Below are 26,851 nucleotides of genomic sequence, written 5' to 3'. Positions count from 1 at the left end.
GGCCGTTTTTTGAATTGAATTGATATAGAAATATAAGTAGTGGGCTAATTATTTAGCATCACCAGTGTACCAGTCAAAGCTTGTGAGCCAGTAACTTGTGCGGTAATGTTCATCCAAAGTAGCAATTAAGTCCATATCTTCCTTAGTTAAAGCAAAATCAAAGACTTGGGCGTTTTCAATAATCCGTTGTTCGTGAACTGATTTTGGAATTACGGTAAAGCCCATTTGAAGGCTCCAACGAATTAAAATTTGTGCCGCTGATTTACCATATTTAGCAGCGATTTGGCCAATCACAGGATTGTTAAGGACTTTACCGCCGCCAAGTGGTGACCATGCTTCCAAGTGGATGTTGTGGTCATCAGCATATTGCACCATGTCAGGTTGTTGCAATAATGGGTGTAATTCGATTTGGTCAACTGCGGGTACAATGTTGGCATCAGTCAACAAATCTTCCATGGTTTCTTGATTGAAGTTACATACACCAATCGCTTTTGCCAAACCTTGGTCATAGATTTTTTCCATGGCTTTCCAAGTATCCTTGTACTTACCAGTAACTGGCCAGTGGATTAAGTAAAGATCAACATAGTCCAAACCAAGGCGTTCAAGACTACCTTCAAAGTTAGTTAAAGTTGAATCATAGCCATGATCAGGGTTAGCAAGCTTAGTTGTGATAAATAAATCTTCACGTGCAATGCCTGCTTCGGCAATTCCTTGTTCAATCCCAGTCCGCACGTCGGCTTCGTTACCGTATGCTTTGGCGGTATCAATTAAACGGTAACCGTTTTTAATCGCTGCGGCTACAGCAGGAGTGGCTTCACCATTTTCGGCTTGCCAAACCCCTAAACCAAAGCGTTCCATTTCAACGCCATTGTTTAAAGTAACAGTTGATGTAATTGTAAAATCTTCAGACATTTGTCTACCTCGTTATTTTAATAAATTGCGCTTATGGTAAATCGTTACCAGCAGCGAAGTAAATGTTGTACCATTCTTGCTTCGTTAATTCGATATCAGCCCCGGCAGCATTTTCAATAATGTGTGCAGGTGTCATCGCACCCAAGATAACTTGGATGTTGGCTGGAATCCGGATGATCCAAGCAGTGGCAATGGCGTTTTTAGTAACCCCATATTTATCAGCTAATTCACCAAGATATTTGTTTAGTTCGGCAAAATCAGGATTATCAATGAATGTGCCACCGAAGAAACCAAATTGGTATGGTGACCAAGCTTGAATTGTCATGTCATGGAGACGTGAGTACTCAAGAATCCCACCATCATGTGAAATACTCCGTTCATCAGCCATGTTAGTGTGCATACCACGGTCAATCATCCCGGAGTGCATAATACTGAATTGAAGTTGGTTAATAATTAATTTTTGGTTGATGGCACTTTGAACTAAGTCCACTTGTTGCGGGTTAAAGTTAGAAACCCCAAAGTGACGTACCTTACCACTCGCTTGAAGTTTATCGAATGCTTCGGCAACTTCAGTTGGTTCCATTAGTGGATCAGGCCGGTGAAGTAAAAATGAGTCTAAGTAATCAACACCGAGACGATCTAAAATACCATCAACACTATCAAGAATGTGTTGTTTTGAGAAATCGTAGCGCTTACCAAAGACAAAGCTACCGTGACTACGAGCTTGGTCTAAGACAATACCGCCTTTTGATTGAATGAATAATTGGTCACGATTGATGCTAGACTTGGCCAACGCTTCCTTGAAAACTTTTTCTGATGCCCCATTACCGTAAATATCGGCAGAATCAATAAAATTAATCCCGGTATCAAAAGCAGTTTCCAATGTCTTGGCGGCAGCATCGGCAGTTAAAGCTTCCATCCGCATAATACCAAGCGCAACTGCTGAGGCTTTAAAATCTGTGTTGCCAATTTTAAATTCGCGCATTGTTAAATCCTCCATTATTATTCGTGTATGTGCCATAATTTATTTGTTTTTAAGCACTAGCTTAATAGTACAACTTAGACATATATCTAAGTCAAGAATAGTGGTAAACTATTTTTAAGTTAGTAAAAATATAATAAAAGTAGGCGTCATATTAAGCGACTAATTCATTAAAAGGGGATCATTCATGACATATTCGATTAGTGAAGTATCAAAAAAATTCAATATTTCACCATTTACTTTACGTTTTTACGATAAACAAGGCTTAATGCCTTTTGTTAAGCGTGATGCTGCCGGGCGGCGAGCATTTTCAGATGATGATTTGGACTTTGTTTCCTTGATTATTTGTTTAAAGCAGTCTGGTTTAGAATTGGAAGAAATTCGACAATTTGTTGAGATGACCCAAGAGGGGGATGCCACTTTAGTGGGGCGCTTAGAATTTTTTGAACGTCAAGTAACGTTAGCCCAAGAACGCATTGAACAACAAAAGCAAAATATTGAAAAACTCAAGCGTAAAGTCCAATACTATCAAGTTGCGTGTGATATGGGAACCGAAGATTACGTTAAGGATAATTTTGATTTATCAATTTTTGATCCAGATATTAAATTCGTTAAGGCAGGTGAATAAGATGGCCATGATAATGTTGCGAATTTTAATCGGCTTATACGCATTAGCAATGTTATTCGCTGGTTTTCAAGTGCTAATTAAAGAAGAAAATAAACTGTATATTATCCATATTGTGGTTAGTTTACTGACACTAATTAGTGTGTTTTTTGCTAATTGGCAACTATTTACAATTGTGGCAATTACAGCAATTGTTGCCTACCAATTATTAGCTTTATATCGCGGCTTAACAACATTCTTTCATTGGCAACATCATGTAATTCGGTTAATTATCTCGGCTATATTCATCTTTTTAATTGTGACAGTTCACTAAAAAAGTCGACCATTTATTGGTCGACTTTTTTGAATTAAGGTCTGCTTTTAAAATGAACTGGCCGATTAAAAAGTGCAACGTATTAATCTTTAAAATCAATCATACCTTTAAAGACAGTTTGTAAAATATACGCAAAGCCACGTGGGATTACTAATTCATCAAGCCGGTTAAGATCAAGAGTATAGTTGATTGTTTCGGATTGATTATTAATAGTTTTTGTAACCCATTGAGGTTCATAAATAAGCTCCCGTCCAAGCGCTGCTAAGGCGGCACCACTAGCTAAAGCTTGCTCAGCGTCTGCAGGTTTTTGGATGCCTCCAACAACAATTAATGGAAGGCGATTATTGAGAACGGTTTTGATTTGGGTGTTAATTGGTGTGATGGTATCCGTAGCATCCCGAAATGGTAACTGATCAAATTGCCGAGTTGAGACGTGTAAGTAGTCTAAAGGTTGCTCAGCTAAGACATCAACGAATTTAAGCGTATCATCCAAGCGAATACCGGGTGTTTCAGGTTCCTCAGGTGAGATTCGATAGCCGATAATAAATTGCTTATCGGCATACTGGTTTTTAATTGTGATAACTTGTTGAATTACAGCGAGAGCTAGTTGCATGCGAGCATCAAGCGAGCCACCCCATTGATCGTCACGACGATTACTGTGGGGTGAGAAAAATTGTTGTAAGAGATAGGTGTTAGCACCATGGATTTCAACACCATCAAACCCAGCTTGAATGGCCCGCCGAGTAGCTTCACCGAAAGCGCCAATTAGCTCGGCAATCTCAGTATCACTTAAAGCATGTGGTGTTTGAGCGTGGGGATTAGTAGCAGGAATTGCACTAGCACTTACAGGTTCCAATCCGCGTAAGATAGTTGAATTAGTCATGCGGCCAGCACTGAAAATTTGTAAAATAGCCTTGGCACCATTAGCCTTCATAGCAGTTGCTAATTTAGTGAGGCCAGGAATAAAGCGGTCGTCGGCCACTGAAAGTTCACCTTCAAAGCCTTTACCACGGGCATCGACATTCGCAACAGCTGTAATTTGGAGCCCGACGGTATTACGCGCCGCATAGTAGGCGATTTCATCATCGGTCACAGAACCATCAAAAAAACTAGCTGAATTAGTCATCGGTGACATGACAATACGATTTGAAAGAGTGACGCCATTTTTAAAAGTAAATGGCTTTAAAAATGTATAGTTAGGCATTAAATGTTGCTTCCTTTAACTTATTTTTCAATAGTATAGCATGGATATTTTTAAGTGAAATTTGGTTTAGTAAAAATTAAAAAACGCTTACGATTCGTAAGCGTTTTTTGGTTAATATTTTAGGTTGATTTAGCATAGCTATGTGTTAAGAAAGGTTTAGTTAAAGACCATTCCACCGTCGATAAGGAGGGCTTGACCGGTCATATAGTTACTATCTGGACCAGCGAGGTATGAGACACATGCAGCGACATCTTCAGGTTCTGATAAACGTTTTAAGGTAATATTTTGGGCGAATTGTTCCATGCCCCATTCAAATGATTTACCGGCTTCATCAGCGGTCTTTTGCGCAATATCATTCATCATCGGTGTCTTAACAATACCAGGGCAGTATGCGTTGACGGTGATACCAAATTGCGCTAAATCACGAGCTGCAACTTGGGTAATACCACGAATGGCAAATTTAGTACCACTGTAGACACCCAGGCCAGGGTTACCGACTTGTCCAGCTTGTGATGAAGCATTGATAATCTTACCACCGTGGCCAAGTTCCTTGAAGGCTTCGGTAGCAGCTTGTATGCCCCAGTAGGTACCACCGACGTTAACATCATAGACACGGCGGTAAGTATCGTAGTCAATCATATCAAATGGTGTTTGAGGTCCAAGTCCAGCATTGTTAACGATAACATCAAAGCCACCAAGTTGTTCCTTGGCTTCCTTTACCGCTGCAAAAACAGCATCACGATCGGCAACGTCGACTTTGACGGCGATGGCATCTTGACCAGCTGCTTTGATACTGTCAGCGACTTTAGTAGCGGTTTCTAAGTTATAATCAGCAACCGCAACCTTGAAGCCGTCATTTGCAAGACGACGACTGATTGCTTCACCGATTCCCTGACCACCACCAGTTACAAATGCTACTTTTCCGTTTACGTTTGGCATAATAAAGCCTCCTATTTCAAGTTTGAATATTTGTGAAATAGGCAACGAAGTTTGAAGATATATCGCTTGGTTGCTTACAATGTAAGTATAGTCTTTAAGGAAAAATATGCAATGTTATTTTGATATTTTTTTCACAATGTAACGAATTTTAATATAAAATGTTCATGATACGGGGCCCGTTTGATAAGTTAGTAGGGTATGTGGAGATGCCGTAAATTAGTCTGATTATGATCAGAATAATACGGATGATAGTTGAGGATATCGTAAGGCTTTCGTTAATGATTTTTAACGACGCTAGAATTAAAGTAAAAAATGAAGGATAATATAGAGATGAGAACGTTGTAAAAAGAAAGAAGAGATAGAATGAGTTTTCCAACAAAAGAGCAGCTATATGCACAATTTTCACAAGCTGACGATGCGGTTTATTTTGCGAGTGCTGATAAGCAGCATATTTATTTTGGTTTTGGTGTTAGCGCCGAAATAAATACCGGGGATGCGGGAGCTATTAAAGAATGGATGGCTCAGCAAGACCAGCCGGTATTTGGTGGATTACCATTTGATGAGCAACCGCAAGCTTCACCAATTATGGCTGGTTATTTTTTTGCTCCCTGTGTCGTATATGAAGTTACGGCTGGTGCAATTTTTGGAACGCCGATTACCACGTGGCCCCAAATCAAGCAGCAAGGGCAAGCAACAATTACTAAGCAAGTGGATGATATAAAGTGGCCCGAACGGATTAAAAACGTCATTAAGACGATGCAAACGGATACGAATAAGCAAAAAGTTGTTCTTGGACGGCAACGTCAACTTAAGTTAACCTCCACAGTAGATCAAGTACAACTCTTAATTGATTTAAACACACAACAACCCAATAGTTATCACTTTGTGTTAAAACACGGCGGTGAAATATTTGTATCAGCAACACCGGAACGCTTGGTGAAGGTTGATGGTCAAGCATTTGCAACGGCGGGAGTGGCCGGTACAACTCGGCGTAGTATAAATGCTGATGAAGATGAACAATTAGCAATGGCTTTATTACATGATGACAAAAATTTATTGGAACATGCGTATGTTGTTAATACCATCAAAGAACGCTTGGCGGGTTTGGTAGCGTTAACGGTTCCAAACGCACCAAGCATTATGAAGAACCCTCAAGTACAACATTTGTATACGCCGATTACCGGGCATTTGAATACGAATACGAATATCTTGGACCTTGTAACTCAGCTACACCCAACGCCCGCCCTTGGTGGTAAACCGCTTGCTTGGGCCATGGCGACCATTAAAGACATAGAACTCGAACCACGGGGTTTATTTGCGGCCCCAATTGGTGTGGTATTACCAAATGGGGATGGTGAATTTATTGTCGGTATTCGAGCAATGCTAATTAAGCAGCAAACAGCGCAGTTATTTGCGGGTGCCGGAATACTAGCCGATTCAGACGCAGCCCAAGAATTTGCCGAAACTGGCTTAAAAATGACCCCAATGATGAACTTATTGAAAGGATAAAAAATTATGAATGCAACTTTAACGAATAATATTAAACACTTATTGATGGCCTTAGTTACCCAAGGAGTTCGCGATTTTGTCGTATCACCAGGTTCACGAACGACCCCAATCGCTTTATTATTGGCTGAATTGGCCCACAATGATGCCAATATTCGCATTACAATTGATGTTGATGAGCGGTCAGCAGGGTTCTTTGCCTTGGGATTAGCCAAGACAAAATCATGGCCAGTTGTCTTATTAGCTACTTCGGGAACGGCTACGGCAAACTACTTTCCAGCGATTGCAGAAGCTAAGATTGCCCATGTACCGTTGATTGTTTTAACAACTGATCGGTCACAAGAATTACAAAACATTGGGGCAGCGCAAACAATTGATCAAGTAAAGATGTATGGGACACATGCTAAGGAATTTGCCCAAATTACCTTGCAAGATGATAACGCTAATGTGACCGAATACATTGATTATCATGTCCAACAGTTAGTTAATATTGCGGCTACGGCACCAGCGGGCGTTGTTCAAATCAATCTTCCATTACGCAAACCGTTAATGCCCGATTTAGGTGAAGCATGGCCAAATATTAAGCGGCATAATATTTTAGCAAGTGCTCGGACGCCACAAAAAAATAACATCGAAGAATTTGTGATGTTAATGAAGCAAAGTAAGGTATTAATTATGGCTGGACCAGCGGAGGGCCGGATGGATACGAAGGCGGTCTTAGTACGTGATTTAGCTGAATTGTTAAAAGTACCGGTATTGGCTGATGTTTTAAGTAGTGTTCGTCCGGATAAATGGGCCATCAATGGGATTGATGCTTTGTTAGAAGCCGATGTTATTGCGGCAGATTTGATACCAGATGTGGTCTTTCGCTTTGGGGGGACACCAGTATCAGCTCGCGTGAGCGGTTGGTTGAAACAAAATAATGTCACTTTAGTCCAAGTGGGCGAAGATTCTGTCGGGCATGACTATACCCGATATGCAAAATTAACTTTGAACTGTGACGAAGAAACATTACTCGAAGCGATGCAATCATTCGGGGAACAATCAGATGAAAATCCATTTGGAATTGCTTGGTTACAAGTCAAAGATACGTTAAATCAAACCGTTGCTAAGGCGGAATTTAGCGAAGCAACTTTACCAGTCGCATTACAAGCATTACCATATGGAGCAGAAATTTTTATCGCTAATTCAATGCCCATTCGGGATATGGATAATTACTTTGTACCACGAAATCCAGTGCGTGCCTTTGCTAATCGTGGGGCGAACGGAATTGATGGCACGGTATCAAGTGCCTTTGGGATGGCGATGAGTGGTAATCCAGCTTACTTATTGACAGGCGATTTAACATTATTTCATGATATGAATGGATTAATGTTAGCCCAACAAACTGGTCGACCAATGACGATTATTGTTGTTAATAACAACGGTGGCGGAATTTTCTCATTCTTACCCCAAGCAGCGGCCAAAGATTATTTTGAACCAATGTTTGGAACACCTTTGAACTTATCAATTGAAAAAATTGCGGCGTTATATGATGCCGAATATCTTGAAATTACAAGTAAGGAACAACTAGCTCAAACGATTAGTGTGCCAGCCGATAAATTAAAAATTATTGAAATTAAAAGTGATCGCGATAAAAATGTTGGCGACCATCGGCAACTGATTGACCAAATTAAGGCGGCTTTTAATGACTAAGCAAGTTATGGTTGATGGTTATCCTTATGAAGTGACAATTACTGGAAGTGGGGCCCCTACGTGGGTCTTTTTGCATGGTTTTATGGGCACTGGGGCAGATTTTGCCCAGATTCAACCTCGTGGAACGTGCGTGTATCTTAATTTATTTGGCTTTGGTCCGGATGCTCCAGTGGTGTCAGATGGTACTTTGTTTCACATGAAACAGCAAACGCAAAGTTTAGCAAGTCTCTTCAAAACCTTGGATTTACCACCCGTTAACTTAGTTGGTTATTCAATGGGGGGGCGCTTAGCGTTAGGGTTTGGTTTAGCATATCCCGAATTAGTTGCCCAATTAGTCTTAGAAGGCGCAACGGCGGGGATTGATGATATGACTGCTCGTACTGAACGACAGTTAGCCGACAACCAAAAAGCTGCCCGAATTGAAGCAGCGGGGATGGAAGCATTTGTGCAAGCGTGGGAAGCCTTACCAATGTTTGCAAGTCAAAAGTTACTTCCACAAGCCCAACAAACATTTATGCATCAACAACGTGTTAATCATCAGGCTAATAATGTTGCTAATTCATTACGTTATATGGGTACGGGAGCGCAACCTAATTATTGGCCAGCATTATCGCAATTATTAGTGCCCGTAAGTTTGCTAGTTGGTCAACGAGATCTTAAATTTCAAGGATTAGCCGCAAAACTATTGGCCGCTTTACCACAGGCGCAATTAAAAATTATTGAAGGAGTTGGTCACAACATTCATTTTGAAGCACCAGTCCAATTTACGGAGGCGTTAAATGCCCTTAACGATTAAGCATGTCATGGTGTACCAATTAGAGATGCAATTGAAGACGCCATTTAAAACGGCCCATGATATTACATGGCAGCGTCCAATTAGCTTACTAAAAGTTACATTTACTAATGGCCTTGAAGGTATTGGGGAAGTGGCATCATTTGCTGATGATAGTTACACGGCGGAAACACATGCCATTTCTTTAGCAACACTCGATCAATTAATCCCCAAAAGTATCGGATTAACCATTGCTAATCCACAAGCATTTGCTGCGTGGTTAGCACCACAAACCCAATGGTCATTTGCTAAAGCAGCCTTAGAGATGGCTATCTGGGACGGCTTTGGCAAGTTGAAAAACCAATCTTTAGCAATGATGCTTGGAAATCACGTTACCCAAGTCAAAGTGGGGATTGCTTTAGGAGTTCCTAAGACAGAAGCTGAATTGATGACTAATGTCACAGCAGCAGTTGAACACGGTTATCAACGAATTAAGTTGAAGCTTAATCATGTAACACCGATTACATGGATTGAACATATTGTGCAATGCTATCCCCAGATCTTATTTTCAGTCGATGCGAATGCTAGTTGGGATATGACGGATATAAACAAGATCAAGGCACTCGATCAAGCAGGCGTATATTTGCTTGAACAACCATTTGCTGCTGAGGCATGGCAGGCCCATGTTGATTTACAAAAACAATTAAAACATTTAAAAATTAGTCTTGATGAGAGCTTGAATAATTTAGCTGATGTGCAAACTGCAATTGCGGGGCCTGTTGGAGCATTAACGCTGAAACAAGCCAAAATAGGTGGGATTACAGATACCGTGACGGCCATTAACCTTGCTAATAATGAAGCCGTGCTACCATGGATTGGCGGAATGCTTAGTTCTGGGGTTGGTCGGGCAGTTGACTTAGCCTTAGCGACGTTGCCGCATGCTAATATTTTTCCAAGTGATAGTTCGGCAAGTGACCGCTATTTTGTACGAGATATTATTATTGAGCAACCGCACGTAATTGCAGGGCAGTTACCCGTACCAAATAAACCGGGGCTTGGTGTAACGATTGATTGGACCGCAGTGGACCAATTACTAGTTAATTAAGTGGATTATAAATAAGTATTGTTTCATGTGAAACAATGACGATGGAGGAAGTGGATGCCAGCAGATAAGTTGGAAGAATGGTGGGATATTTATGACCAACAAGAACATAAGATAGGCCGTCGCCAACGAAGTGAATCACTTGCACCAGGTGAGTATCATTTGGTTGTTAATGCATTTTTATTTAACCAAGCAGGATCAGTATTATTACAACAGCGTTCTTTTGATAAGTTGAATTTTCCTGGTGCTTGGGATTGTTCAGTTGGTGGCTCCGTTTTAGCTGGTGAAGTGCCTCAAGTAGCCATGGTTCGTGAAATTCAAGAAGAGCTAGGGTTAGTAGTAAAGAATGAACAATTACGGTTATTTGATCGACAAGTTGAAACAACTTGGATTGAATATTGGTTTGTAGCTCAGTTAGATTTTTCATTGACGGATGTGACTGTTCAAGATGAAGAGGTTGCCCAAGTTGCTTTTTTTAATCAACCGCAAGCCCAACAACAATTGGCACCCGTGGGGGGGACTAAATATGAACAAGAAGTGCATTTAGCGTGGCAAGCCCGGTCTACCAAATTAGCGTAATAACTTGCATTCATAAGTAAGTGTGCTAATATAGAGCATGTTAAAAACGTCACATACGTAATTGATTTGGAGTTTAAAAAGATGTTTAAAATTATTTGTTATCAAGTGTATAAAGATGAAGTAACACAGTTTGAAGCGTTGAATAAAGATGGGTATGTTTTGGAGTTTGTTACTGAAGAATTAACGATGCAAAATTTAGTAACAGCCCAAGGTGCCAATGCAATTTTGTTAGCAGATAATGCGCCGGTGAATCGAGAGATGTTAACTCAATTAGCGGCATGGGGCATTAAGTACATTTTTACCCGTACAACTATTTGTGACTACCTCGATTTTGACGCAGCTGATGATTTAAACCAAGTGATTTCACGTATTCCAGTGACCGCCAGTCAGGCTAGTTTAGCTGAAAAAATTGCCATTAGTTTTGCCAATTTTAAAGCCGTCCTTACAACTGGTGAACCAACAAACGAAATATACGCTTAAACTTAAAAGCCGTAATGCAATTTGCATTACGGCTTTTTTAATACCTTAAGCTGATTTAATCACTAATAATCGCACCATGCCAATTAAGGATCCCACCATCAACATTAATAGGTTGGTAACCCATATCAGATAGGATATGAGCAGCTTGTTGACTACGATTACCTGATCGGCAGAAAACATACACGGCTTCATCTTTAGCACCGTCATAAGTATCAATAGTACTCAAAGGTACGTTAACTGCTTGAGCAACGTGGCCGGCTGCAAATTCTAATGGTTCACGGACATCAATTAAAGTGATGTTATCGTTTAGTTTAGTTGCAAGTTCATCAGTTGAAATATGATTAAGTTTGGTAAGCATTGTAAAATTCCTTATATGAAAGTCTAGGGTAGATTAGTAAGTAATTTATTGGGTAAAACACGATGATATAGCGTAAATGCGCCATCCAGATTTTGTATGTCAAAACTAGTCTGTTATTAACAAAATACCTATAGGGGGTATAATACTAAAAGCTAGGAATTTTGTCAACTAAGTGTTTACAACTGATAAAGTTGGCAAGTTACGTAAAATTTGGTATATTACAACCATAAGCTAAAGAGGTACGGGAGAGAATAATGGACGCATTGAATGATAAAAAAGCGATTCTAAACCGATTGAAACGCGCTGAAGGCCAAATTCGTGGGATTCAAAATATGATTACTGATGACCATGACTGTGTAGATATTATTACGCAATTAAGTGCGGTCCGTTCAAGTATTGATCGGACAATGGGATTAATTATGGCAGATAATTTACAAAATTGTCTTGCTAACCCAGTTGCTGATGATGAAGAACAGGCAATGATTTTACAAAAAGCGATTGATATGATTGTCAAAAAATAGTGATATAACAACTATAAAAGGTGTGTAAGTTAATTACGTACCTTTTTATATACCTATAGTGGTATATGATGTGACAAATGTCATCTAAAGAGATGTTACATGGTTCTGTTTTTGCTAAATCGTTAAAGCTAAACTAAAGGTATCAAATACGTGAGGTAATCGGTATGGCAGTAATTGAACTACAACATGTGACCAAGAAATATGCAGCCGTAGTCGCAAATAAAGATATTTCACTAACGATTCAGGCAAGTGAGTTAGTCGGTTTAATTGGTGAAAACGGCGCTGGTAAGAGTACGTTAATTAAACAATTATTAGGGTTAGAGCAAGTCACTAGTGGGCAAATTAATATTTTTGATACTCGACCAGGAACCGCTAAATTACGTCAAATTGTTGGGGTGATGCAGCAAAATGATTTAGTGATGCGCAATGTGAAAGTTAACGATATTTTACAATGGGCACATGCCTTATATCAGCAACCATTAGCGCTGAAAGAAGTTTTAAGAATCACCAATTTAGGTGCGCAAAAAAATCAATATATCAATGAATTATCAGGTGGACAGCAACGGCGCTTATCATTTGGGTTAGCAATTATTGGGCGGCCACAATTACTATTATTAGATGAACCGACCGTGGGGATGGATGTTTTAAATCGTAAACATTTTTGGGATTACGTTCGCCAACTCCAACAAACTGGGACAACGATTATTGTGACAAGTCATTATTTAGATGAAATTGCCGATACTGCAAATCGACTTTTGATTTTAAAGCGCGGTCAATTGACCTTTGATGGCACGTTAATTGAACTTCAACAGCAAATTAATAAAACGGTAGTCGATTTTGAAAGTGAACAAAAATTAGGTGCGGCATTTAATACTGATCAAAATATTTTAAATTGGTCTCAGCTTGGTAATCATTACAAAGTCGAAGTTACTAATAGTGATACGTGGTTACAAATGTATTATGAGCAAATACCAACATTTAAAGGCTTACAAATTAAAGCGACATCTTTAACAGAAATTATGACGAATATGTTGGAGGGAAAATAAATGACAGCCTTAATAAACCAATTTACGTTTGATTTTAAACGTGATTATTTACGGAATAAAAGTTTTGTGTTTTTTAATTTATTAATGCCGGCCGTTTTTTATTTATTATTCACAAAAATACTCCTAAAACAGGCACCGACGGTATTTTTGCAAAGCTATGCAATTAGCATGTTGGTGTATAGTATTAGCATTACTGCATTTTTTTCATTAGCGCGATTACTAAATGAAGATCAAGCAAATAACTTTCAGGAATTGTTAACGTTGATGCCAGCAAGTAGAAAAAGTTATTTCATCTCATTGGGATTATTAACCACGATTATGAATTTAACCGCAGCACTATTAATTTTGTTCCTGGCGATTGGTGTGAATCACATTAATATCACCATTGGCCAAATTTGGTTAACATTAGTAGCTGTAATTTTAGTCCAAATACCAATTTTATTAGCGGGGGCAATCATTGGCTTAATCGTCAGGTCTAAAAATATTGATGCTGTTGGTAATTTGTTAGTCTTTCCGTTAGCGATTATTTCAGGATTGTGGTGGCCAATTAATATGTTACCAACGTGGGTGCAAGGGATTGGTAAGTTAACGCCACAATATTTAATGAGCGATGTCATTATTAAAGTATTAACGCAACACGGGGCCATTTTAAATAGTGGCCTTAAATTGGGCGGATGGTTTATTATTTTTATGATAGGATTGGCTGTAATCCAAAAAAGAAAAATTGGTAAATAAACATGCAAAAAAAATTACTCACGCGCTATATTTTATTTGATCGTACTGAAGGGGCACTACCATATTTTTATTTGTTATGGTTGATTTTCCCAATCAGTGCCTTATTAAATTCTCAGGCACCACTATCGCTATGTTGGTTGGGATGGGTATTGTTGGGGGGCTTTTATTTAAGTTATCGAAAATTATATCAGCATACTGGGATGATGCAGACAATGTTAGTCATCCAAATGATGATCGCACTTTATTTTCAGTTTGTGTACAACGTTTATGGCATGATTTTATTTTCGGCCTTTATTATTGGTTCAATCCCGATAACTAAACCGCAACGACGGGCACTATTTAGTATTTATTATGGCGCATTGGGATTAGAATTTATCGGAATCGGTTGGCAAGTTAGCATGCAGCATACTTGGTTTACTAATGATGATATTCCAGGGCTGCTCTTTCTTAGTATGTTCATGGTAGCAGCCCCTGTGGTAGCCAATTCGGCCCGCAAAAGTTGGGAAAAGGGTAAGTATTTGGAACAAAATAATGCCCGCTTAACTGATATCGTTAAACGGGCAGAACAGAATCGTATCGCTCGTGAGCTCCATGATACCCTGGGACAATCATTTTCAATGATTACCGTTAAAACGGAGTTAGCTAGTAAATTATTAGCCAAACAGCAGACAACTGCTACGCAAGCACAATTAGCCGAAATTGAACAAATGTCGCGGGAAAATTTACAATTAGTTCGTAACATTGTACGGGCGTTAAAGCAAAAAAATATTGCGGAAGTATTGGTAGAACAAGTCGCTAATCTTGAGCAAGTAGGAATTAAATGTCAAACGCATACCGAGGCAATTAGTAGTGGTTGGCCCCGTGAACAACAAGTTTTATTTGGGGCAATTATCCAGGAAGCCGTCACTAATATCATTCGCCATAGTGAGGCTAGTAAGGTTGATATGTACTTTACTAACTTAGAAAAAAGTTTTGAACTAAAAATTAGTGATAATGGCAGTAAAATTGTTGATAATACCACTCAAAGTAATGGTATTAAAGGAATGTACGAACGAGTTAACCAAGTGGCGGGCCATTTAACGATTAACTCGGATAAATATGCAACGACCATAACTTGTCAGTTACCAATGGAGATTTCAGATGATAAAACTGTACTTAGCTGAAGACCAAGCAATGCTCCAATCAGCGTTGATTACTATTCTTAATTTAGAGGAAGATTTACAAGTTATCGGCAGTGCGCTTAACGGAAACGATGCTTTAGCTGACCTATTGATTGCTGACATTGATATCGCAATTTTAGATATTGAATTACCTGGTATTAGTGGTCTAGCCATCGCCGATCAATTACGGCAAGCTCGCCCAGATATCAAAATTGTGATTTTAACAACTTTTGCCCAACCAACGTATTTTGAACAAGCATTAGCAGCCAAGGTAAATGGGTATCTGCTAAAAGATAGCCCGAGTGATAAGTTAATCGCAACCCTTCATCAAGTCCTCGAAGGGCAAATTATATATGAGCCACAATTGGTTATTGGTATGTATCAGGCAACCAAAAATCCATTGACGGAACGGGAAATTAGTGTCTTACAATTATTGCAGTCCGCCCAAGATACCCAAGCCATCGCCGATGAATTACATTTATCCAATGGGACAGTCCGCAATTATATCTCCGCTATTTTAAGTAAACTTGGCGCCCATTCGCGAATTGAAGCTGTCCAAATAGCCCAGACCAATAAGTGGCTATCGCAAACTTAAATAAATTATAGCCAGGCTAGTTGAGAGATAGTTGTATACTATAGAAAAAAGAAATGAGATAGCGACGATGGCATTAAAAGATTTCATGACGGATTTCCAACACATTGGGATTCCAACAAACGATTTAGCTGCAACAATTACCTTTTATGAACAATTAGGCTTTCAAGTTTTAGGCCGGTTTGAAAATGGCCCTAAGCATTTTGCGTTTTTACAATTTGGTCATTTAACGATTGAAGCGTGGGATGGTGGTGAAGTTGTCGCTGCAGATGGTGCCATCAACCATTTTTGTATGGATACTAATGACATTGAAGGCGCCTATGAAGCAGCGGTTGCCATGAACTTAGAATTTGTTAAACCAGGCATCCAAGATATTCCGACTTTTTGGGATAATGGGACGCGCATCTTTAAATTCTATGGTCCAAACCGCGAAGTTATTGAAGTGTGTGAAATTGTCTAATAAAAATGAGGTCCTTGCATTAGCAAGAACCTCATTTTTATTTATTTAATTTGCTTCAACTGTCGTTGCTTTAGGGGCAACTTCGTGGTGAGCGTGGGTACTTAATTTACGTAAGCCAGGAATTGAAAGCATTACGACAAAGCTGATGATGTACATTGCTGAAAGACAGCCCATGACAACTGGCAATGTGTAGTGATCCATCAAGATTCCGATGGCTAATGATGAGAAACCACCGATAGCCCGACCAGTATTAACAATCACGTTGTTAGCAGTTGCCCGAATTTCAGTGGGGTAAAGGCGGCTGATGACAGCACCATAACCACCAAACATTCCGTTTGAGAAGAATCCAAGAATGGCCCCAGCAATTAGCATGGTTGCTTCATTATTAGCTAAAGTAATGGCAAAAACCGAAACCGCAGAGCCAAGTAGGAAAATTCCAAAGGCCCGACGAGGACCAAAGAAGTCTAAGATGTTACCAAAGACTAACATTCCAATACTCATCCCAACAATTGTGGCGATCATCCAAACTGATGATCCTGAAACGGTTAAGTTTAATTTGTGTTGCATAATGGTTGGTAACCAGTTCATTAAACCAAAGTAACCAGCAATTTGGACCACAACCATAATCATCAAAGCAATTGTTTGGAATGCAATGCCGGGTGTTTTGAACATACTTGAGATCCGAACGGGTTGCTTAGTATTAGTATCAGCTGTTTTTTGGTGACTAGTAACGAATGCATCACTTTCGTGTAAGTTACGACGGATGAAGTACGTAAGAATAACTGGTACTAGACCGATTAAGAACAAGGCATTCCAACCAAAAGCGGGGATAATAAAGGCCGCTGCAATGGCTGCAAGTACCGCCCCAATTTGCCCTCCAATGGCTGCAACTGACGTCATCTTACCAATCTTGTTAGCAGCAAAGCTTTCCGCAATTAAAGTAATACCAACACCATATTCACCACCGGCACCAATTCCGGCAATAAAGCGGAATAAGTAAATGAGTTGAATGTTATCAGCAAAGTACATGGCTGCTGTTGCAAAAGCGAAGATGAAGACAGTATAGGTAAAGGTTTTAACGCGACCAAAGCGGTCACCGATTAAACCAAATAAAATACCACCCGCTAACATACCAAGATTAGTAACAGTTGCGATTAATCCAGCTTGCGCACCACTAATGTGGAGGCTCGCAATGATTGATGACAAGGCAAACGATAGGAACATGACATCCATGTTTTCTAACGCAAACCCTGCTGAAGTTGACGCAATTGTCCATTTCTGGTTAGTTGTTAACGCGTGGTCTTGAGATTGATTATTCAAAATACTATCCTCCAAAATGAATGCTCACAGGCATTAGTTATTTTTTCATGTCAAAACGATATTCGTATCATTCTTGCACAATCAAAATAAAATAGCAATATATATTTGGCGGCGTTATGAAAAATTTACTTTTTGGAAAATCTTATTAAATACAGAAAGCTAGTATGGTTATAAAAATACGTAAAAAAAAGACTGAAAATTCAGTCTTTTTAAAATTATTTTTCGGCACCCATTAAAATACCAACAAATGAAGCTAAAGCCCCACCAAGTAATGGTGCAATAAGGTAAACCCAGTAGTGTGATAAAGCTGAACCACCGGCAATAATAGCAGGTCCAAAACTACGAGCTGGGTTCAATGAAGCCCCAGTTAAGTTAAGGGTAGCCATAATTAGGAGCGCAAGTGTAAGCCCAATTGCAAATGGTGCAAGTTGAGGGTTACCAAAACGTTGGCTAGTAACAATTACAATAACAAAAATAAATAAGAAAGTTGCCAATGTTTCAACAAAAAATGCATCCATGCTAGTGATTTTTGGGAAGTCAGTTTGACCTAAAGCATGAACTGGTAATTTTAAAGCACGTACTAACATTGATACAACACCAGAAGCTACAATAGCACCGATAAATTGTGATACAACGTAGAACAAGCCTTCACGCATGTCAAGACGACGATTGATAACCATAGCTAAAGTAACTGCTGGGTTAAAGTGACCACCTGAAATACCACCAACTGTGATGGCCATAACAGTAATAACTAATCCAAAAGCTAACCCGATTCCTAATGTACCAACCGGTGTAGCAGCAGTGTTACCGATAACAACAACGCTTGTACCAATAAAGATCAACATAAAAGTACCGATAAATTCGGCAAAATAATTACGCATAAATAATTCCCCTTTAATAAAATATATTCTACAATATGCAGTTATTATTCTACCATAAAACTATGAATAGTGTGAATTGCACAGTTTCATTAGAAAATACCAATGCAACTAACATTAAATGTTAACAATGATTAAATTTTTGATATAAATACGCGTAAATTAAGGCTATTTAATAGTTTCTGTTTACGTAAAGTTAGAAAAAAGAGTAATATTATCATATTGTTTTTGATAATTGTATATATGTAGTTTAAGGAGTAAATAAGCATATGGACAAAAAACGGATTGGTTTAGGTGCCCTTGTGTTGATGATGTTTACGACGATCTTTGGTTTTGCCAATGGTCCGATTGCATTTGAACAAATGGGATATGCTTCAATTATTTGGTATATCTTGGGTGCTATTTTATTCTTCTTGCCAACTTCAATGATGTACGCTGAATATGGTTCAGCATTGAAAGAGGCAAAGGGTGGAATCTACTCATGGATGGAACGTTCTTTAGGTAAGAAAATTTCATTTATCGTAACTTTTATTGGATTGGCATCTTGGGTTATCTGGATGATTACCATTTCACAAAAAGTATGGATTCCATTAGCAACTTTAATTTCAGGTCATGATACTACTGGTAGCTGGTCACTTTTCGGACTCGGTAGTGGTAAGACCATCGGAATTTTAGCAGTCTTGTTTGTTTTAGTTGTAGCCTTCTTTGTTACTAACGGGGTTAAATCAATTTCGCGAATTTCCGCAATTGGTGGAACTGCCGTTATGGCATTGAATGGTATTTTATTGGTTATCTCATTGATTGTCGTGTTCGCACATGGTGGTCACTTTGCTGAACCAATTCACGCCAAATCATTTATCGTATCAACGGCTCCAGGTTTTACAACGGTGCCAGAAATGATTGCCTTTGCTCTTTACGCCATCTTTGCTTATGCTGGATTGGAACAAATGGGTGGGATCATTGACGATGTTGATCATGCAGAAAAGAACTACCCTAAGGCAACTATTTTTGCCACAGCCATTATTGGGATTGGTTACGCTCTTTCAATTCTTTTATGGGGTGCAACGACTAACTGGACTGATTTAAGTCACGATAAAGCTGCTAACTTGGGTAACATCGTGTATGTCTTGATGAACAACTTAGGTTATCAATTTGGTAGCGTCCTTGGTTTATCACATGGTGGTATGGTAACGATGGGTAACTTCTTTGCTCGTTTTGCGGGTATTTCAATGTTCTTGGCTTACATGGGTTCATTCTTCGTCTTGACGTTTGCCCCATTGAAGTCATTTATCTTGGGAACACCTGCTAAAGTATGGCCTAAGAAGATTACTGAATTAAACAAGCACGGTGTACCTGCTGCTGCCGTTTGGGCACAAGCCATCATCGTAGCAGTGCTTGTCCTTTTAATTTCATTTGGTGGTAAGAACGCATCACAACTTTACCTCGTGTTAACTAACATGGGTAATGTGGCGTCATCACTTCCATATGTATTCTTGGTATTGGCTTTCCCATTCTTCAAGAATTTAAAGGATATTGAACGGCCATTTATTTTCTACAAATCACAAACTTCAACATGGATTGTAACCATCATTACTGATGCGTTGATTATTGTTTCAATTGGTTTAACAATTATTCAACCATTCCAACAACATGATTACTTCAGTGGTATTTGGACATTAGCTGGCCCAATCGTCTTTGGATTGATGGCTTGGATTATGTTTGAAATTGCTGAAAAGAAACATGGTAAGTTATAAAATACAGAGTGCTCTGTGGGTCGTTTAGACATCGTAGCGTACTAGAAAAAATTCCTTGGTGCAACGCACTAGGGGATTTTTTTGTATACGCCTAGATGACTGACCTACAGAGCACGTTGAGGTTAGCTAAAGGTTTAGCACGCTATTTGTAAATATAACTGTCTAAGTACGTCTATCCAAATAAGTTTGGTAATTTGTTATAATCTAGTAATTAAAGATATAAGGTCTAAGGAGAAAAATATGCGATATACAACGGCGGGTGAAAGTCATGGGCCAGAAGAAATTGCCATTATTGAAGGTATTCCAGCAGGATTACATATTACTAGTGAAGATGTTAATCAGGAATTAGCACGACGCCAACATGCGTATGGTCGTGGTGGTCGGCAGTTAATTGAATTTGATACGGTTACATTTATGTCTGGTGTCCGGCATCAAATGACGATAGGGTCACCAATTACTTTGAATGTACATAATGATGATCATAATAACTGGACTGCAATTATGGCACCTGATGAGCCAGCGACACCTGAAAACACCCTCCGTAAAGTTCTACGTCCACGGCCAGGACACGCAGATTTAATTGGCGGTATGAAATATCGACACCAAGATGATTTACGTAATGTTTTGGAACGTTCGTCAGCCCGAGAAACAGTGATGCGCGTTGCTGTCGGAGCAGTTGCTAAAAAACTTTTACGAGAACTGGGGATTGATGTGCATGGCTTTGTCTTAAGTGTCGGTCCTGTTAAAGGCGATGCCCAAGTATTAACACAGTATAAATCACTGGCCGAAGTACGTGAGGTGACTGAAGGGTTCGCAACCCGGGCTTTAGATGCTCAGACGGATGTGCAAATGCAAAAGTTAATAGATGAAACGAAGCAAAATCGAGATACTGTTGGTGGTATGGTACAAGTTTTAGCGACGGGTGTCCCAGCAGGATTAGGCTCATATGTTAGTGCTGATACTAAGTTAGATGCTAAGATTGCGCGGGCAATTGTTGGCATTAACGCGTTTAAAGCAGTTGACTTTGGCGAAGCATTTGATCATGTTCAGTTATTTGGTAGTCAAGTAATGGATGAAATTTTGTGGAATGAAGAACAAGGTTTTTATCGTGCAAGTGATAATATGGGAGGCTTTGAAGGTGGTATGACAACGGGTGAAATGATTGTCGTACGAGGTGTTGTTAAGCCAATTCCAACCTTGTACCAACCAATGCGCTCAGTAGATATTGATACACATACGGAGCATAGGGCAAGTATTGAACGGTCTGATACAACAGCAGTGACGGCCGCAGCAGTAATTGCTGAACATATGGTAGCAATTGAACTAGCTAAAGCAATTTTAGATAAATTTGATACTGATAACTTGGAACGTTTGCAAGAACAGTTGGCGGCTTATCGGACAGAAATTAAGAACTTTTAAGGGAGAATAGAGCGGTGCAAAACTTAAAACATGCAGTCAGTGGATTACACGGTAGCTTACGCGGACCGAGTGATAAGAGTATCACCCATCGAGCTTTGATTTTAGGTGCATTAGCTCAAGGGATAACTGAGATTAAGAGTCCCTTAACTTCAGCAGATATTACGAGTACGATGAATGCCTTACGTCCTTTGGGGGTTAATTTTATTCAGCGTGATGATACGATTTTGGTAGATAGCCCGGGAATGCAAAATTTTAAACGCCCTCAAAATTTGGTATTAGATATGGGTAACTCAGGGACATCAACCCGATTATTAGCTGGTGTCTTTGCGGGATTGAATTTACCAGTAACATTTATAGGGGATGCCAGCTTATCAACTCGGCCAATGCAACGAATCATTACGCCATTAAGTGCATTAGGAGCTAAATTTAAGAGTAATGATGGGCATTTACCTTTGACGATGATACATGGGATTAACGCACAACCAATTAATTTCGCATTACCAATTGGGTCTGCCCAAGTAAAAAATGCAGTCCTTTTAGCGGGCTTAGTTGCAAGGGTTACAACGACCATTACGGATAAATTCAAGACGCGCGATCACACTGAACAAATGCTACCTGACTTTGGAATTCAATTAGTACATACGGGGATGACATTTAAGATTACTGGTAATCAAATACTGCGTCCTAGTAAGATTGAAGTCCCAGCTGATATATCAGCAGCTGCTTTTTGGATGGTTGCAGGAACAATTGTACCTAATAGTGTTATAAACCTCGAAAAAGTTAATATAAATAAAACTAGAGCTGGTATAATTGATGTGTTGACTAGAATGAATGCGCATATTGAATTACAAAAATTAACGGCAGCGGAGCCAATGGCGAATGTTAAAGTCATTACGGAATTAGGGTTAAAGGCCACGACAATTGAGTCAATTGAAGTCCCAACCTTGATTGATGAGTTACCAATTATTGCGTTAGCAGCAACGCAAGCTAAAGGCCAAACAATCATATCTGGCGCTGAAGAATTAGCTGTGAAAGAAACAAATCGAATTACAGCAGTGACAACCGAGTTACAAAAATTAGGGGCTGACATCTCGGCAACGCCTGATGGGTTTATTATTAATGGTCCAAGTAAGTTAAGTGTTAAGAGGGCAACATTACTTAATGGACATGGTGATCATCGGATTGCAATGATGTTAAGTGTAGCGGCTTTAATCACAGAAGGCGATGTAACGTTAGTTGATCCAGATAGTGTTGGTATCTCTTATCCAACATTTTTTAAAGATTTAGAACATTTAATGCATTAAGCATAGGAGTAAAGATGCAAATTATATTAGTTGGCTTTATGGGGGTCGGTAAAACGACCGTTGGCCAATTGTTAGCGCAGCAGTTAGGACAACCATTTGTTGATTTAGATTATGAATTTACTATGACGATGGGGGCAACACCTGGGACATATATGCACCAGTTTTCGGAAGAACAATTTCGAATTGCTGAATACCAAATTTTAAAAAAGCAACTAGCTAAGCCCAATGCCGTGATAAGTAGCGGTGGTGGAATTGTGACGTTACCGATTAGTCGTGAATTGATGACTGATAGTAATTATTTTGTAGTGTATTTGGTTAGTGACTTTGAGGTTAATATTAAGCGCTTAATTGGAGATACGAATGCAAGACCATTGGTAACCAAACTTTCGAGAAACGACTTGCATCACTTATGGCAAATGCGACAAAAGCACTATCATACTGTTGCTGATTTGAGTATTGATACAAATGGAAAAACACCGACAACAATTGTCGAACAAATTATAAACAAATTAAATCGAGGTAAAACGCATGGATAAGTATGGCTTAATCGGTGATCCGATTACACATTCAAAGTCCCCGCGTATGCAGATGGCCGCAATAAAAAGTGCTAAGCTAAATGCAACCTATCAGTTACTGAATGACCATGGTGAGAAGTTATCAGCAATCATGGCACGTTTACGAAAAAGTAATGTAGCGGGTTTTAATGTAACTACGCCGTTTAAGCAGACGATTATTCCATTCTTAGATGAACTTGATGTAACGGCTGCCAAAATTCAAGCGGTTAATACCGTTAAAAATGTTGATGGTAAGCTAATCGGATTCTCGACGGATGGCAGTGGTTTTTGGCAAAGTGTGCCAGAAATTGAAAAGCTAATTAATGTGGCAATAATTGGGGCAGGTGGAGCGGCTAAAGCAATAATTGGGGCGGCCCCGCTAACTGTGAATATCCAAGTTTTCAATCGTGAGAGTCCAGCGTTTGATGAACACAAAGCTCAATTAGCCGCATTGTTTGGCTTAGAATTACAACCATTAAGTCAGCTTCTCACGCAGTTAGAGTCAGTCGATTTATTGATTAATGCGACTAGTGTTGGTTTACACGATAATGTTAGTGTGTTATCCGAAGCTGATTTTGAATTATTGAAAGCAAATGCGCTGGTAATTGATTTAGTATACCGACACGCACAGACTAGGTTTTTAGAGTATGCACGAAAAACTGAACATCAAACGATGAGTGGGCTACCGATGTTAGTTATGCAAGGAGCCCATAGTTTTAAAATTTGGCATGATAAAATTGCTGATATCAAAAGTATGGAATTATATTTATAAATAAAAAATTATAAAAGAAGTATATTTTTAATAAAATATACTTCTTTTTATTTTTGTGTAAAAATTAATTTATTTTCTATTAAAAAATAAATTAATTTGTGATATTATACAATTTGTCGTCTTTAAAACTACGTTTATAAAATAAAGTTAAGTTAAATTTTTTATGTAAGTTGATAATTAATTTACGATTTAACGCGATGAAAAATATCATTTTGAATAAATTGGTGCGAGAAGACTGAAAATATACGACACACACATGAAAGGAAGGAAATGTATGTATAAAAAAATGAGTGCGCTAATTGGATTATTAACAATCCTTAGCACACTAATAGCAACCCCGATAGCAGTATTTGCTGATAGTAGTTCCAATCATAAAGATTGGGGCGATAGTTTTATTACTTCCGGGAAATTAACCGATAGTAGTGGTGCGGATCAAGATAAATTCCAAATCCATCAAAATATGAGGGCCCAGTGGACATATGCGATTCCCGAGGGCACAACTGATTTGCATACCGGAGATACAATGGTTGTAAATCTACCAAGTCAATTAAAATTACAAACCGTAATTAAGTTTAACTTGGATGATGGGCACGGGAACACAGTTGCCACAGGTCAAGCAGATCCGCTAACTAAGAAGATAACGTTTACCTTTACAGACTATGCACAAGAACATGCTAATGCTGGTATCGATGGTCGCTTTTTTTTGGATGTGCAGTGGGATGTACAGACAATAAGAACGTCTACTACAACGGTAACGCCAGTTGATTTAGATTGGGGTACAAAGGCGACAGCAACCAAAACAACCATTGATGCGGTTACTGGTCCTAATGCAAATGAAGTTCTTGTTAAGGTCGGAAATTTTGATCCGCAAGATCCCTCTAAGATTAATTGGGTAGTGCGTTTGAACTATGCACAAAAAGACTTACAAAATCTCAAATATACGGATGCCATTGGACCTAATCAAGCATTGATTAATGACTCAATTAGCATTGGTACCGTACCACATAAAGATCCTTCAGCAGATGGTAACGAATTTGGTAATTTTGAGCCATTAACGAGTGCACAAACAAATATTACTGATCCACAACATTTTTCAATTAGCATACCCGCTACTAATAAAACCGTCTTAGTGTATTACAGTACTAAAATTACAGATGATGGTTTTGCAGGTGCTTATGGTAATTCAGGTACATTGAGTGCGACTGATAATCAAACCGGCGTTGTAATTAATGAGGTCACAAATGCTACCGCTTCAAATAAGGCTGGTGGTGATGCCGAGACCACTACAAGTATTCGTGGTACAAAAATTTGGGATGACCAAGATAATGGATATGGGACTCGACCTAGCCAAGTAACCATCAATTTATTACAAGATGGCGTTAAAATTGCTTCCAAAGTAATCAGTGCAGAAACCAATTGGCGCTATAACTTTGGTAAGTTAGATATTTATAAACCAGATTCTACAAAACATGTCTACATGGTACAAGAAGATATGGTACCGGTAGGGTATGTTGCGAGTGGTGGTGATGCCAATAGTAATTACAATCTTACTAATACTTTGCAAACAATGAATATTCCAGTTACTAAAATTTGGGATGATGCTGATAACCAAGACGGTATCCGCCCTAATGAAGTAACGTTTGCGTTATATGCAGATGGCCAAGATACTCAAAAACAAGTAACTTTAACGGCTGACAATGCAACTAACAATAATACATGGACTAAAAATGATGCTTTTGCTGGGTTACCAATTGAAACAGCAACTGGTGCAAAAATTGTTTACACAGTTAAAGAAGTTGGCATTGCAGCTAAGTACACTTCAAATGACGGGACAGCTCAGAATAATTACACAATTACGAACAGCTATTCACCAATATTGATGCATGTGACCGTTAATAAGCAATGGAATGACCAAGATAATAAAGATGGTAAACGTCCACAACAAATTCAAGTGCAGTTATATAACGGTAACCAAGTAATTGGTGAACCAATTATACTTTCTGCATCAACAGGTTGGCAGGGTGAATGGAACAATTTACCAATGTATGCTGCTGGTCAAAAAATTATTTATTCAGCTAAAGAAGTTGGTGTGACTGGCTATGATGAAGTTGATAGTCCAATAGATATCAATAATCACATTACGATTACGAATAATCTACCAGTTAACCCAATAACACCAGTCGATCCACAAGATCCAGTTATTGATCCAACGACACCAGTAGATCCAAAGGAACCAACTGATCCAACTAAGCCAGTAGATCCAAAGGAACCAACTGATCCAACTAAGCCAGTAGATCCAAAGGAACCAACTGATCCAACTAAGCCAGTAGATCCAAAGGAACCAACCGATCCAACTAAGCCAGTAGATCCAAAGGAACCAACCGATCCAACTAAGCCAGTAGATTCAAAGGAACCAACCGATCCAACGACACCGGTAGATCCAAAGGAACCAACCGATCCAACTAAGCCAGTAGATCCAAAGGAACCAACCGATCCAACTAAGCCAGTAGATCCAAAGGAACCAACCGATCCAACGACACCGGTAGATCCAAAGGAACCAACCGATCCAACTACACCGGTAGATCCAAAGGAACCAACCGATCCAACGACACCAGTAGATCCAAAGGAACCAACCGATCCAACTAAGCCAGTAGATCCAAAGGAACCAACCGATCCAACGACACCGGTAGATCCAAAGGAACCAACCGATCCAACTAAGCCAGTAGATCCAAAGGAACCAACCGATCCAACGACACCGGTAGATCCAAAGGAACCAACCGATCCAACGACACCGGTAGATCCAAAGGAACCAACCGATCCAACTACACCGGTAGATCCAAAGGAACCAACCGATCCAACGACACCAGTA

At 39.2% G+C, this 26,851-nt stretch carries 27 protein-coding genes; 20 read left to right on the top strand and 7 right to left on the bottom strand.

Annotated features, from left to right (window positions below; genetic code table 11):
• Nucleotides 1-48: 48 nt before the first annotated feature.
• Together LQZ75_RS06110 and LQZ75_RS06105 are read right to left on the bottom strand one after the other, a co-directional pair.
• On the bottom strand, nucleotides 49-912 hold the full coding sequence (locus LQZ75_RS06110; protein WP_230096953.1) for an aldo/keto reductase: 864 nt from the start codon (nucleotides 910-912) through the stop codon (nucleotides 49-51).
• A 31-nt stretch (nucleotides 913-943) separates the two neighbouring features.
• Complete coding sequence (locus tag LQZ75_RS06105) at nucleotides 944-1,897, bottom strand: aldo/keto reductase (RefSeq protein WP_230096952.1); 954 nt, start codon at nucleotides 1,895-1,897, stop codon at nucleotides 944-946.
• A gap of 184 nt (nucleotides 1,898-2,081) precedes the next feature.
• On the opposite strand from LQZ75_RS06105, the gene LQZ75_RS06100 reads away from it, so the two are divergent.
• Both LQZ75_RS06100 and LQZ75_RS06095 read left to right on the top strand, forming a co-directional pair.
• Nucleotides 2,082-2,522, top strand: coding sequence for a MerR family transcriptional regulator (locus LQZ75_RS06100; protein ID WP_230096951.1), 441 nt, complete (start codon nucleotides 2,082-2,084; stop codon nucleotides 2,520-2,522).
• A gap of 1 nt (nucleotide 2,523) precedes the next feature.
• Nucleotides 2,524-2,832 (top strand): hypothetical protein, encoded by a 309-nt coding sequence (locus LQZ75_RS06095; RefSeq protein ID WP_230096950.1) that lies wholly within the window; start codon nucleotides 2,524-2,526, stop codon nucleotides 2,830-2,832.
• Nucleotides 2,833-2,914: 82 nt separating this feature from the next.
• Here the strand turns inward: LQZ75_RS06095 and LQZ75_RS06090 are convergent, their stop codons facing one another.
• A complete protein-coding gene (locus tag LQZ75_RS06090) occupies nucleotides 2,915-4,036 on the bottom strand; it encodes an NADH-dependent flavin oxidoreductase (protein ID WP_230096949.1) in 1,122 nt (373 codons plus the stop codon).
• Between the two features lie 156 nt (nucleotides 4,037-4,192).
• Nucleotides 4,193-4,975, bottom strand: coding sequence for a (S)-acetoin forming diacetyl reductase (locus tag LQZ75_RS06085; RefSeq protein ID WP_230096948.1), 783 nt, complete (start codon nucleotides 4,973-4,975; stop codon nucleotides 4,193-4,195).
• A 363-nt stretch (nucleotides 4,976-5,338) separates the two neighbouring features.
• Between LQZ75_RS06085 and LQZ75_RS06080 the strand changes: the two genes are divergently transcribed.
• From LQZ75_RS06080 to LQZ75_RS06055, 6 genes are all read left to right on the top strand, one after another.
• The gene (locus LQZ75_RS06080; protein WP_230096947.1) at nucleotides 5,339-6,484 is read left to right on the top strand and encodes an isochorismate synthase; all 1,146 of its coding nucleotides are present in this window, start codon (nucleotides 5,339-5,341) and stop codon (nucleotides 6,482-6,484) included.
• A gap of 6 nt (nucleotides 6,485-6,490) precedes the next feature.
• Nucleotides 6,491-8,176 (top strand): 2-succinyl-5-enolpyruvyl-6-hydroxy-3-cyclohexene-1-carboxylic-acid synthase, encoded by a 1,686-nt coding sequence (gene menD, locus LQZ75_RS06075; protein ID WP_230096946.1) that lies wholly within the window; start codon nucleotides 6,491-6,493, stop codon nucleotides 8,174-8,176.
• The gene (gene menH / locus LQZ75_RS06070) at nucleotides 8,169-8,972 is read left to right on the top strand and encodes a 2-succinyl-6-hydroxy-2,4-cyclohexadiene-1-carboxylate synthase (protein ID WP_230096945.1); all 804 of its coding nucleotides are present in this window, start codon (nucleotides 8,169-8,171) and stop codon (nucleotides 8,970-8,972) included. The genes menD and menH overlap by 8 nt, the downstream gene beginning before the upstream one ends.
• Entirely contained in the window at nucleotides 8,956-10,053 is a 1,098-nt protein-coding gene (menC, locus tag LQZ75_RS06065; protein WP_230096944.1) for an o-succinylbenzoate synthase, read from the top strand. The genes menH and menC overlap by 17 nt, the downstream gene beginning before the upstream one ends.
• Nucleotides 10,054-10,107: 54 nt before the next feature.
• Nucleotides 10,108-10,629 carry an NUDIX hydrolase gene (locus LQZ75_RS06060; protein ID WP_230096943.1) on the top strand — a complete coding sequence of 174 codons (522 nt, stop codon included), beginning with the start codon at nucleotides 10,108-10,110 and terminating at the stop codon, nucleotides 10,627-10,629.
• Nucleotides 10,630-10,710: 81 nt separating this feature from the next.
• Entirely contained in the window at nucleotides 10,711-11,109 is a 399-nt protein-coding gene (locus LQZ75_RS06055) for a Rossmann-fold NAD(P)-binding domain-containing protein (protein WP_230096942.1), read from the top strand.
• 55 nt (nucleotides 11,110-11,164) lie between these two features.
• On the opposite strand, the gene LQZ75_RS06050 is transcribed toward LQZ75_RS06055, so the two are convergent.
• Complete coding sequence (locus LQZ75_RS06050) at nucleotides 11,165-11,467, bottom strand: rhodanese-like domain-containing protein (protein WP_230096941.1); 303 nt, start codon at nucleotides 11,465-11,467, stop codon at nucleotides 11,165-11,167.
• Nucleotides 11,468-11,721: 254 nt separating this feature from the next.
• Here LQZ75_RS06050 and LQZ75_RS06045 point away from each other — a divergent pair, with 254 nt between their 5' ends.
• The 6 genes from LQZ75_RS06045 to LQZ75_RS06020 all read left to right on the top strand — a co-directional run bounded on the left by LQZ75_RS06045 (nucleotide 11,722) and on the right by LQZ75_RS06020 (nucleotide 15,981).
• Complete coding sequence (locus tag LQZ75_RS06045; protein WP_230096940.1) at nucleotides 11,722-11,988, top strand: metal-sensitive transcriptional regulator; 267 nt, start codon at nucleotides 11,722-11,724, stop codon at nucleotides 11,986-11,988.
• 164 nt (nucleotides 11,989-12,152) lie between these two features.
• Complete coding sequence (locus tag LQZ75_RS06040) at nucleotides 12,153-13,034, top strand: ABC transporter ATP-binding protein (protein WP_230096939.1); 882 nt, start codon at nucleotides 12,153-12,155, stop codon at nucleotides 13,032-13,034.
• Nucleotides 13,035-13,769 carry an ABC transporter permease gene (locus tag LQZ75_RS06035; RefSeq protein WP_230096938.1) on the top strand — a complete coding sequence of 245 codons (735 nt, stop codon included), beginning with the start codon at nucleotides 13,035-13,037 and terminating at the stop codon, nucleotides 13,767-13,769.
• A 2-nt stretch (nucleotides 13,770-13,771) separates the two neighbouring features.
• Complete coding sequence (locus LQZ75_RS06030; protein ID WP_230096937.1) at nucleotides 13,772-14,932, top strand: sensor histidine kinase; 1,161 nt, start codon at nucleotides 13,772-13,774, stop codon at nucleotides 14,930-14,932.
• Nucleotides 14,910-15,524 (top strand): response regulator transcription factor, encoded by a 615-nt coding sequence (locus LQZ75_RS06025; protein ID WP_230096936.1) that lies wholly within the window; start codon nucleotides 14,910-14,912, stop codon nucleotides 15,522-15,524. The genes LQZ75_RS06030 and LQZ75_RS06025 overlap by 23 nt, the downstream gene beginning before the upstream one ends.
• Before the next feature lie 67 nt (nucleotides 15,525-15,591).
• Nucleotides 15,592-15,981 carry a VOC family protein gene (locus LQZ75_RS06020; protein ID WP_230096935.1) on the top strand — a complete coding sequence of 130 codons (390 nt, stop codon included), beginning with the start codon at nucleotides 15,592-15,594 and terminating at the stop codon, nucleotides 15,979-15,981.
• A 45-nt stretch (nucleotides 15,982-16,026) separates the two neighbouring features.
• Here LQZ75_RS06020 and LQZ75_RS06015 read toward each other — a convergent pair whose 3' ends face one another.
• Complete coding sequence (locus tag LQZ75_RS06015; RefSeq protein ID WP_230096934.1) at nucleotides 16,027-17,301, bottom strand: MFS transporter; 1,275 nt, start codon at nucleotides 17,299-17,301, stop codon at nucleotides 16,027-16,029.
• Between the two features lie 215 nt (nucleotides 17,302-17,516).
• Nucleotides 17,517-18,182 carry an MIP/aquaporin family protein gene (locus LQZ75_RS06010; RefSeq protein WP_230096933.1) on the bottom strand — a complete coding sequence of 222 codons (666 nt, stop codon included), beginning with the start codon at nucleotides 18,180-18,182 and terminating at the stop codon, nucleotides 17,517-17,519.
• A 266-nt stretch (nucleotides 18,183-18,448) separates the two neighbouring features.
• On the opposite strand from LQZ75_RS06010, the gene yjeM reads away from it, so the two are divergent.
• The 6 genes from yjeM to LQZ75_RS05980 form a co-directional block, all read left to right on the top strand.
• Nucleotides 18,449-19,933, top strand: coding sequence for a glutamate/gamma-aminobutyrate family transporter YjeM (gene yjeM, locus LQZ75_RS06005; protein WP_230096932.1), 1,485 nt, complete (start codon nucleotides 18,449-18,451; stop codon nucleotides 19,931-19,933).
• A 240-nt stretch (nucleotides 19,934-20,173) separates the two neighbouring features.
• The gene (gene aroC / locus LQZ75_RS06000; RefSeq protein WP_230096931.1) at nucleotides 20,174-21,352 is read left to right on the top strand and encodes a chorismate synthase; all 1,179 of its coding nucleotides are present in this window, start codon (nucleotides 20,174-20,176) and stop codon (nucleotides 21,350-21,352) included.
• A gap of 14 nt (nucleotides 21,353-21,366) precedes the next feature.
• On the top strand, nucleotides 21,367-22,656 hold the full coding sequence (aroA, locus tag LQZ75_RS05995; protein WP_230096930.1) for a 3-phosphoshikimate 1-carboxyvinyltransferase: 1,290 nt from the start codon (nucleotides 21,367-21,369) through the stop codon (nucleotides 22,654-22,656).
• A gap of 14 nt (nucleotides 22,657-22,670) precedes the next feature.
• A complete protein-coding gene (locus tag LQZ75_RS05990) occupies nucleotides 22,671-23,192 on the top strand; it encodes a shikimate kinase (RefSeq protein ID WP_230096929.1) in 522 nt (173 codons plus the stop codon).
• Nucleotides 23,185-23,982, top strand: a complete 798-nt coding sequence (aroE, locus tag LQZ75_RS05985) for a shikimate dehydrogenase (RefSeq protein WP_230096928.1) — start codon at nucleotides 23,185-23,187, stop codon at nucleotides 23,980-23,982. Before LQZ75_RS05990 ends, aroE begins: the two co-directional genes overlap by 8 nt.
• Nucleotides 23,983-24,256: 274 nt before the next feature.
• The coding region (locus LQZ75_RS05980) for a Cna B-type domain-containing protein (protein ID WP_230096927.1) at nucleotides 24,257-26,851 on the top strand (2,595 nt) is incomplete at its 3' end.

This window comes from Periweissella fabaria, from assembly GCF_918814575.1.
In the GTDB taxonomy this organism is placed as follows: Bacteria; Bacillota; Bacilli; order Lactobacillales; family Lactobacillaceae; genus Periweissella; species Periweissella fabaria.
Note: the sequence above shows the minus strand (reverse complement) of the source record. Positions and strands in the feature narration are given on the sequence as shown.

Excerpts from the sequence above, each read along its gene's own strand:
- LQZ75_RS06110 (WP_230096953.1), bottom strand. The coding sequence starts at position 912 with ATGTCTGAAGATTTTACAATTACATCAACTGTTACTTTAAACAATGGC.
- LQZ75_RS06105 (WP_230096952.1), bottom strand. The coding sequence starts at position 1,897 with ATGCGCGAATTTAAAATTGGCAACACAGATTTTAAAGCCTCAGCAGTT.
- LQZ75_RS06100 (WP_230096951.1), top strand. The coding sequence starts at position 2,082 with ATGACATATTCGATTAGTGAAGTATCAAAAAAATTCAATATTTCACCA.
- LQZ75_RS06095 (WP_230096950.1), top strand. The coding sequence starts at position 2,524 with ATGGCCATGATAATGTTGCGAATTTTAATCGGCTTATACGCATTAGCA.
- LQZ75_RS06090 (WP_230096949.1), bottom strand. The coding sequence starts at position 4,036 with ATGCCTAACTATACATTTTTAAAGCCATTTACTTTTAAAAATGGCGTC.
- LQZ75_RS06085 (WP_230096948.1), bottom strand. The coding sequence starts at position 4,975 with ATGCCAAACGTAAACGGAAAAGTAGCATTTGTAACTGGTGGTGGTCAG.
- LQZ75_RS06080 (WP_230096947.1), top strand. The coding sequence starts at position 5,339 with ATGAGTTTTCCAACAAAAGAGCAGCTATATGCACAATTTTCACAAGCT.
- menD (WP_230096946.1), top strand. The coding sequence starts at position 6,491 with ATGAATGCAACTTTAACGAATAATATTAAACACTTATTGATGGCCTTA.
- menH (WP_230096945.1), top strand. The coding sequence starts at position 8,169 with ATGACTAAGCAAGTTATGGTTGATGGTTATCCTTATGAAGTGACAATT.
- menC (WP_230096944.1), top strand. The coding sequence starts at position 8,956 with ATGCCCTTAACGATTAAGCATGTCATGGTGTACCAATTAGAGATGCAA.
- LQZ75_RS06060 (WP_230096943.1), top strand. The coding sequence starts at position 10,108 with ATGCCAGCAGATAAGTTGGAAGAATGGTGGGATATTTATGACCAACAA.
- LQZ75_RS06055 (WP_230096942.1), top strand. The coding sequence starts at position 10,711 with ATGTTTAAAATTATTTGTTATCAAGTGTATAAAGATGAAGTAACACAG.
- LQZ75_RS06050 (WP_230096941.1), bottom strand. The coding sequence starts at position 11,467 with ATGCTTACCAAACTTAATCATATTTCAACTGATGAACTTGCAACTAAA.
- LQZ75_RS06045 (WP_230096940.1), top strand. The coding sequence starts at position 11,722 with ATGGACGCATTGAATGATAAAAAAGCGATTCTAAACCGATTGAAACGC.
- LQZ75_RS06040 (WP_230096939.1), top strand. The coding sequence starts at position 12,153 with ATGGCAGTAATTGAACTACAACATGTGACCAAGAAATATGCAGCCGTA.
- LQZ75_RS06035 (WP_230096938.1), top strand. The coding sequence starts at position 13,035 with ATGACAGCCTTAATAAACCAATTTACGTTTGATTTTAAACGTGATTAT.
- LQZ75_RS06030 (WP_230096937.1), top strand. The coding sequence starts at position 13,772 with ATGCAAAAAAAATTACTCACGCGCTATATTTTATTTGATCGTACTGAA.
- LQZ75_RS06025 (WP_230096936.1), top strand. The coding sequence starts at position 14,910 with ATGATAAAACTGTACTTAGCTGAAGACCAAGCAATGCTCCAATCAGCG.
- LQZ75_RS06020 (WP_230096935.1), top strand. The coding sequence starts at position 15,592 with ATGGCATTAAAAGATTTCATGACGGATTTCCAACACATTGGGATTCCA.
- LQZ75_RS06010 (WP_230096933.1), bottom strand. The coding sequence starts at position 18,182 with ATGCGTAATTATTTTGCCGAATTTATCGGTACTTTTATGTTGATCTTT.
- yjeM (WP_230096932.1), top strand. The coding sequence starts at position 18,449 with ATGGACAAAAAACGGATTGGTTTAGGTGCCCTTGTGTTGATGATGTTT.
- aroC (WP_230096931.1), top strand. The coding sequence starts at position 20,174 with ATGCGATATACAACGGCGGGTGAAAGTCATGGGCCAGAAGAAATTGCC.
- LQZ75_RS05990 (WP_230096929.1), top strand. The coding sequence starts at position 22,671 with ATGCAAATTATATTAGTTGGCTTTATGGGGGTCGGTAAAACGACCGTT.
- aroE (WP_230096928.1), top strand. The coding sequence starts at position 23,185 with ATGGATAAGTATGGCTTAATCGGTGATCCGATTACACATTCAAAGTCC.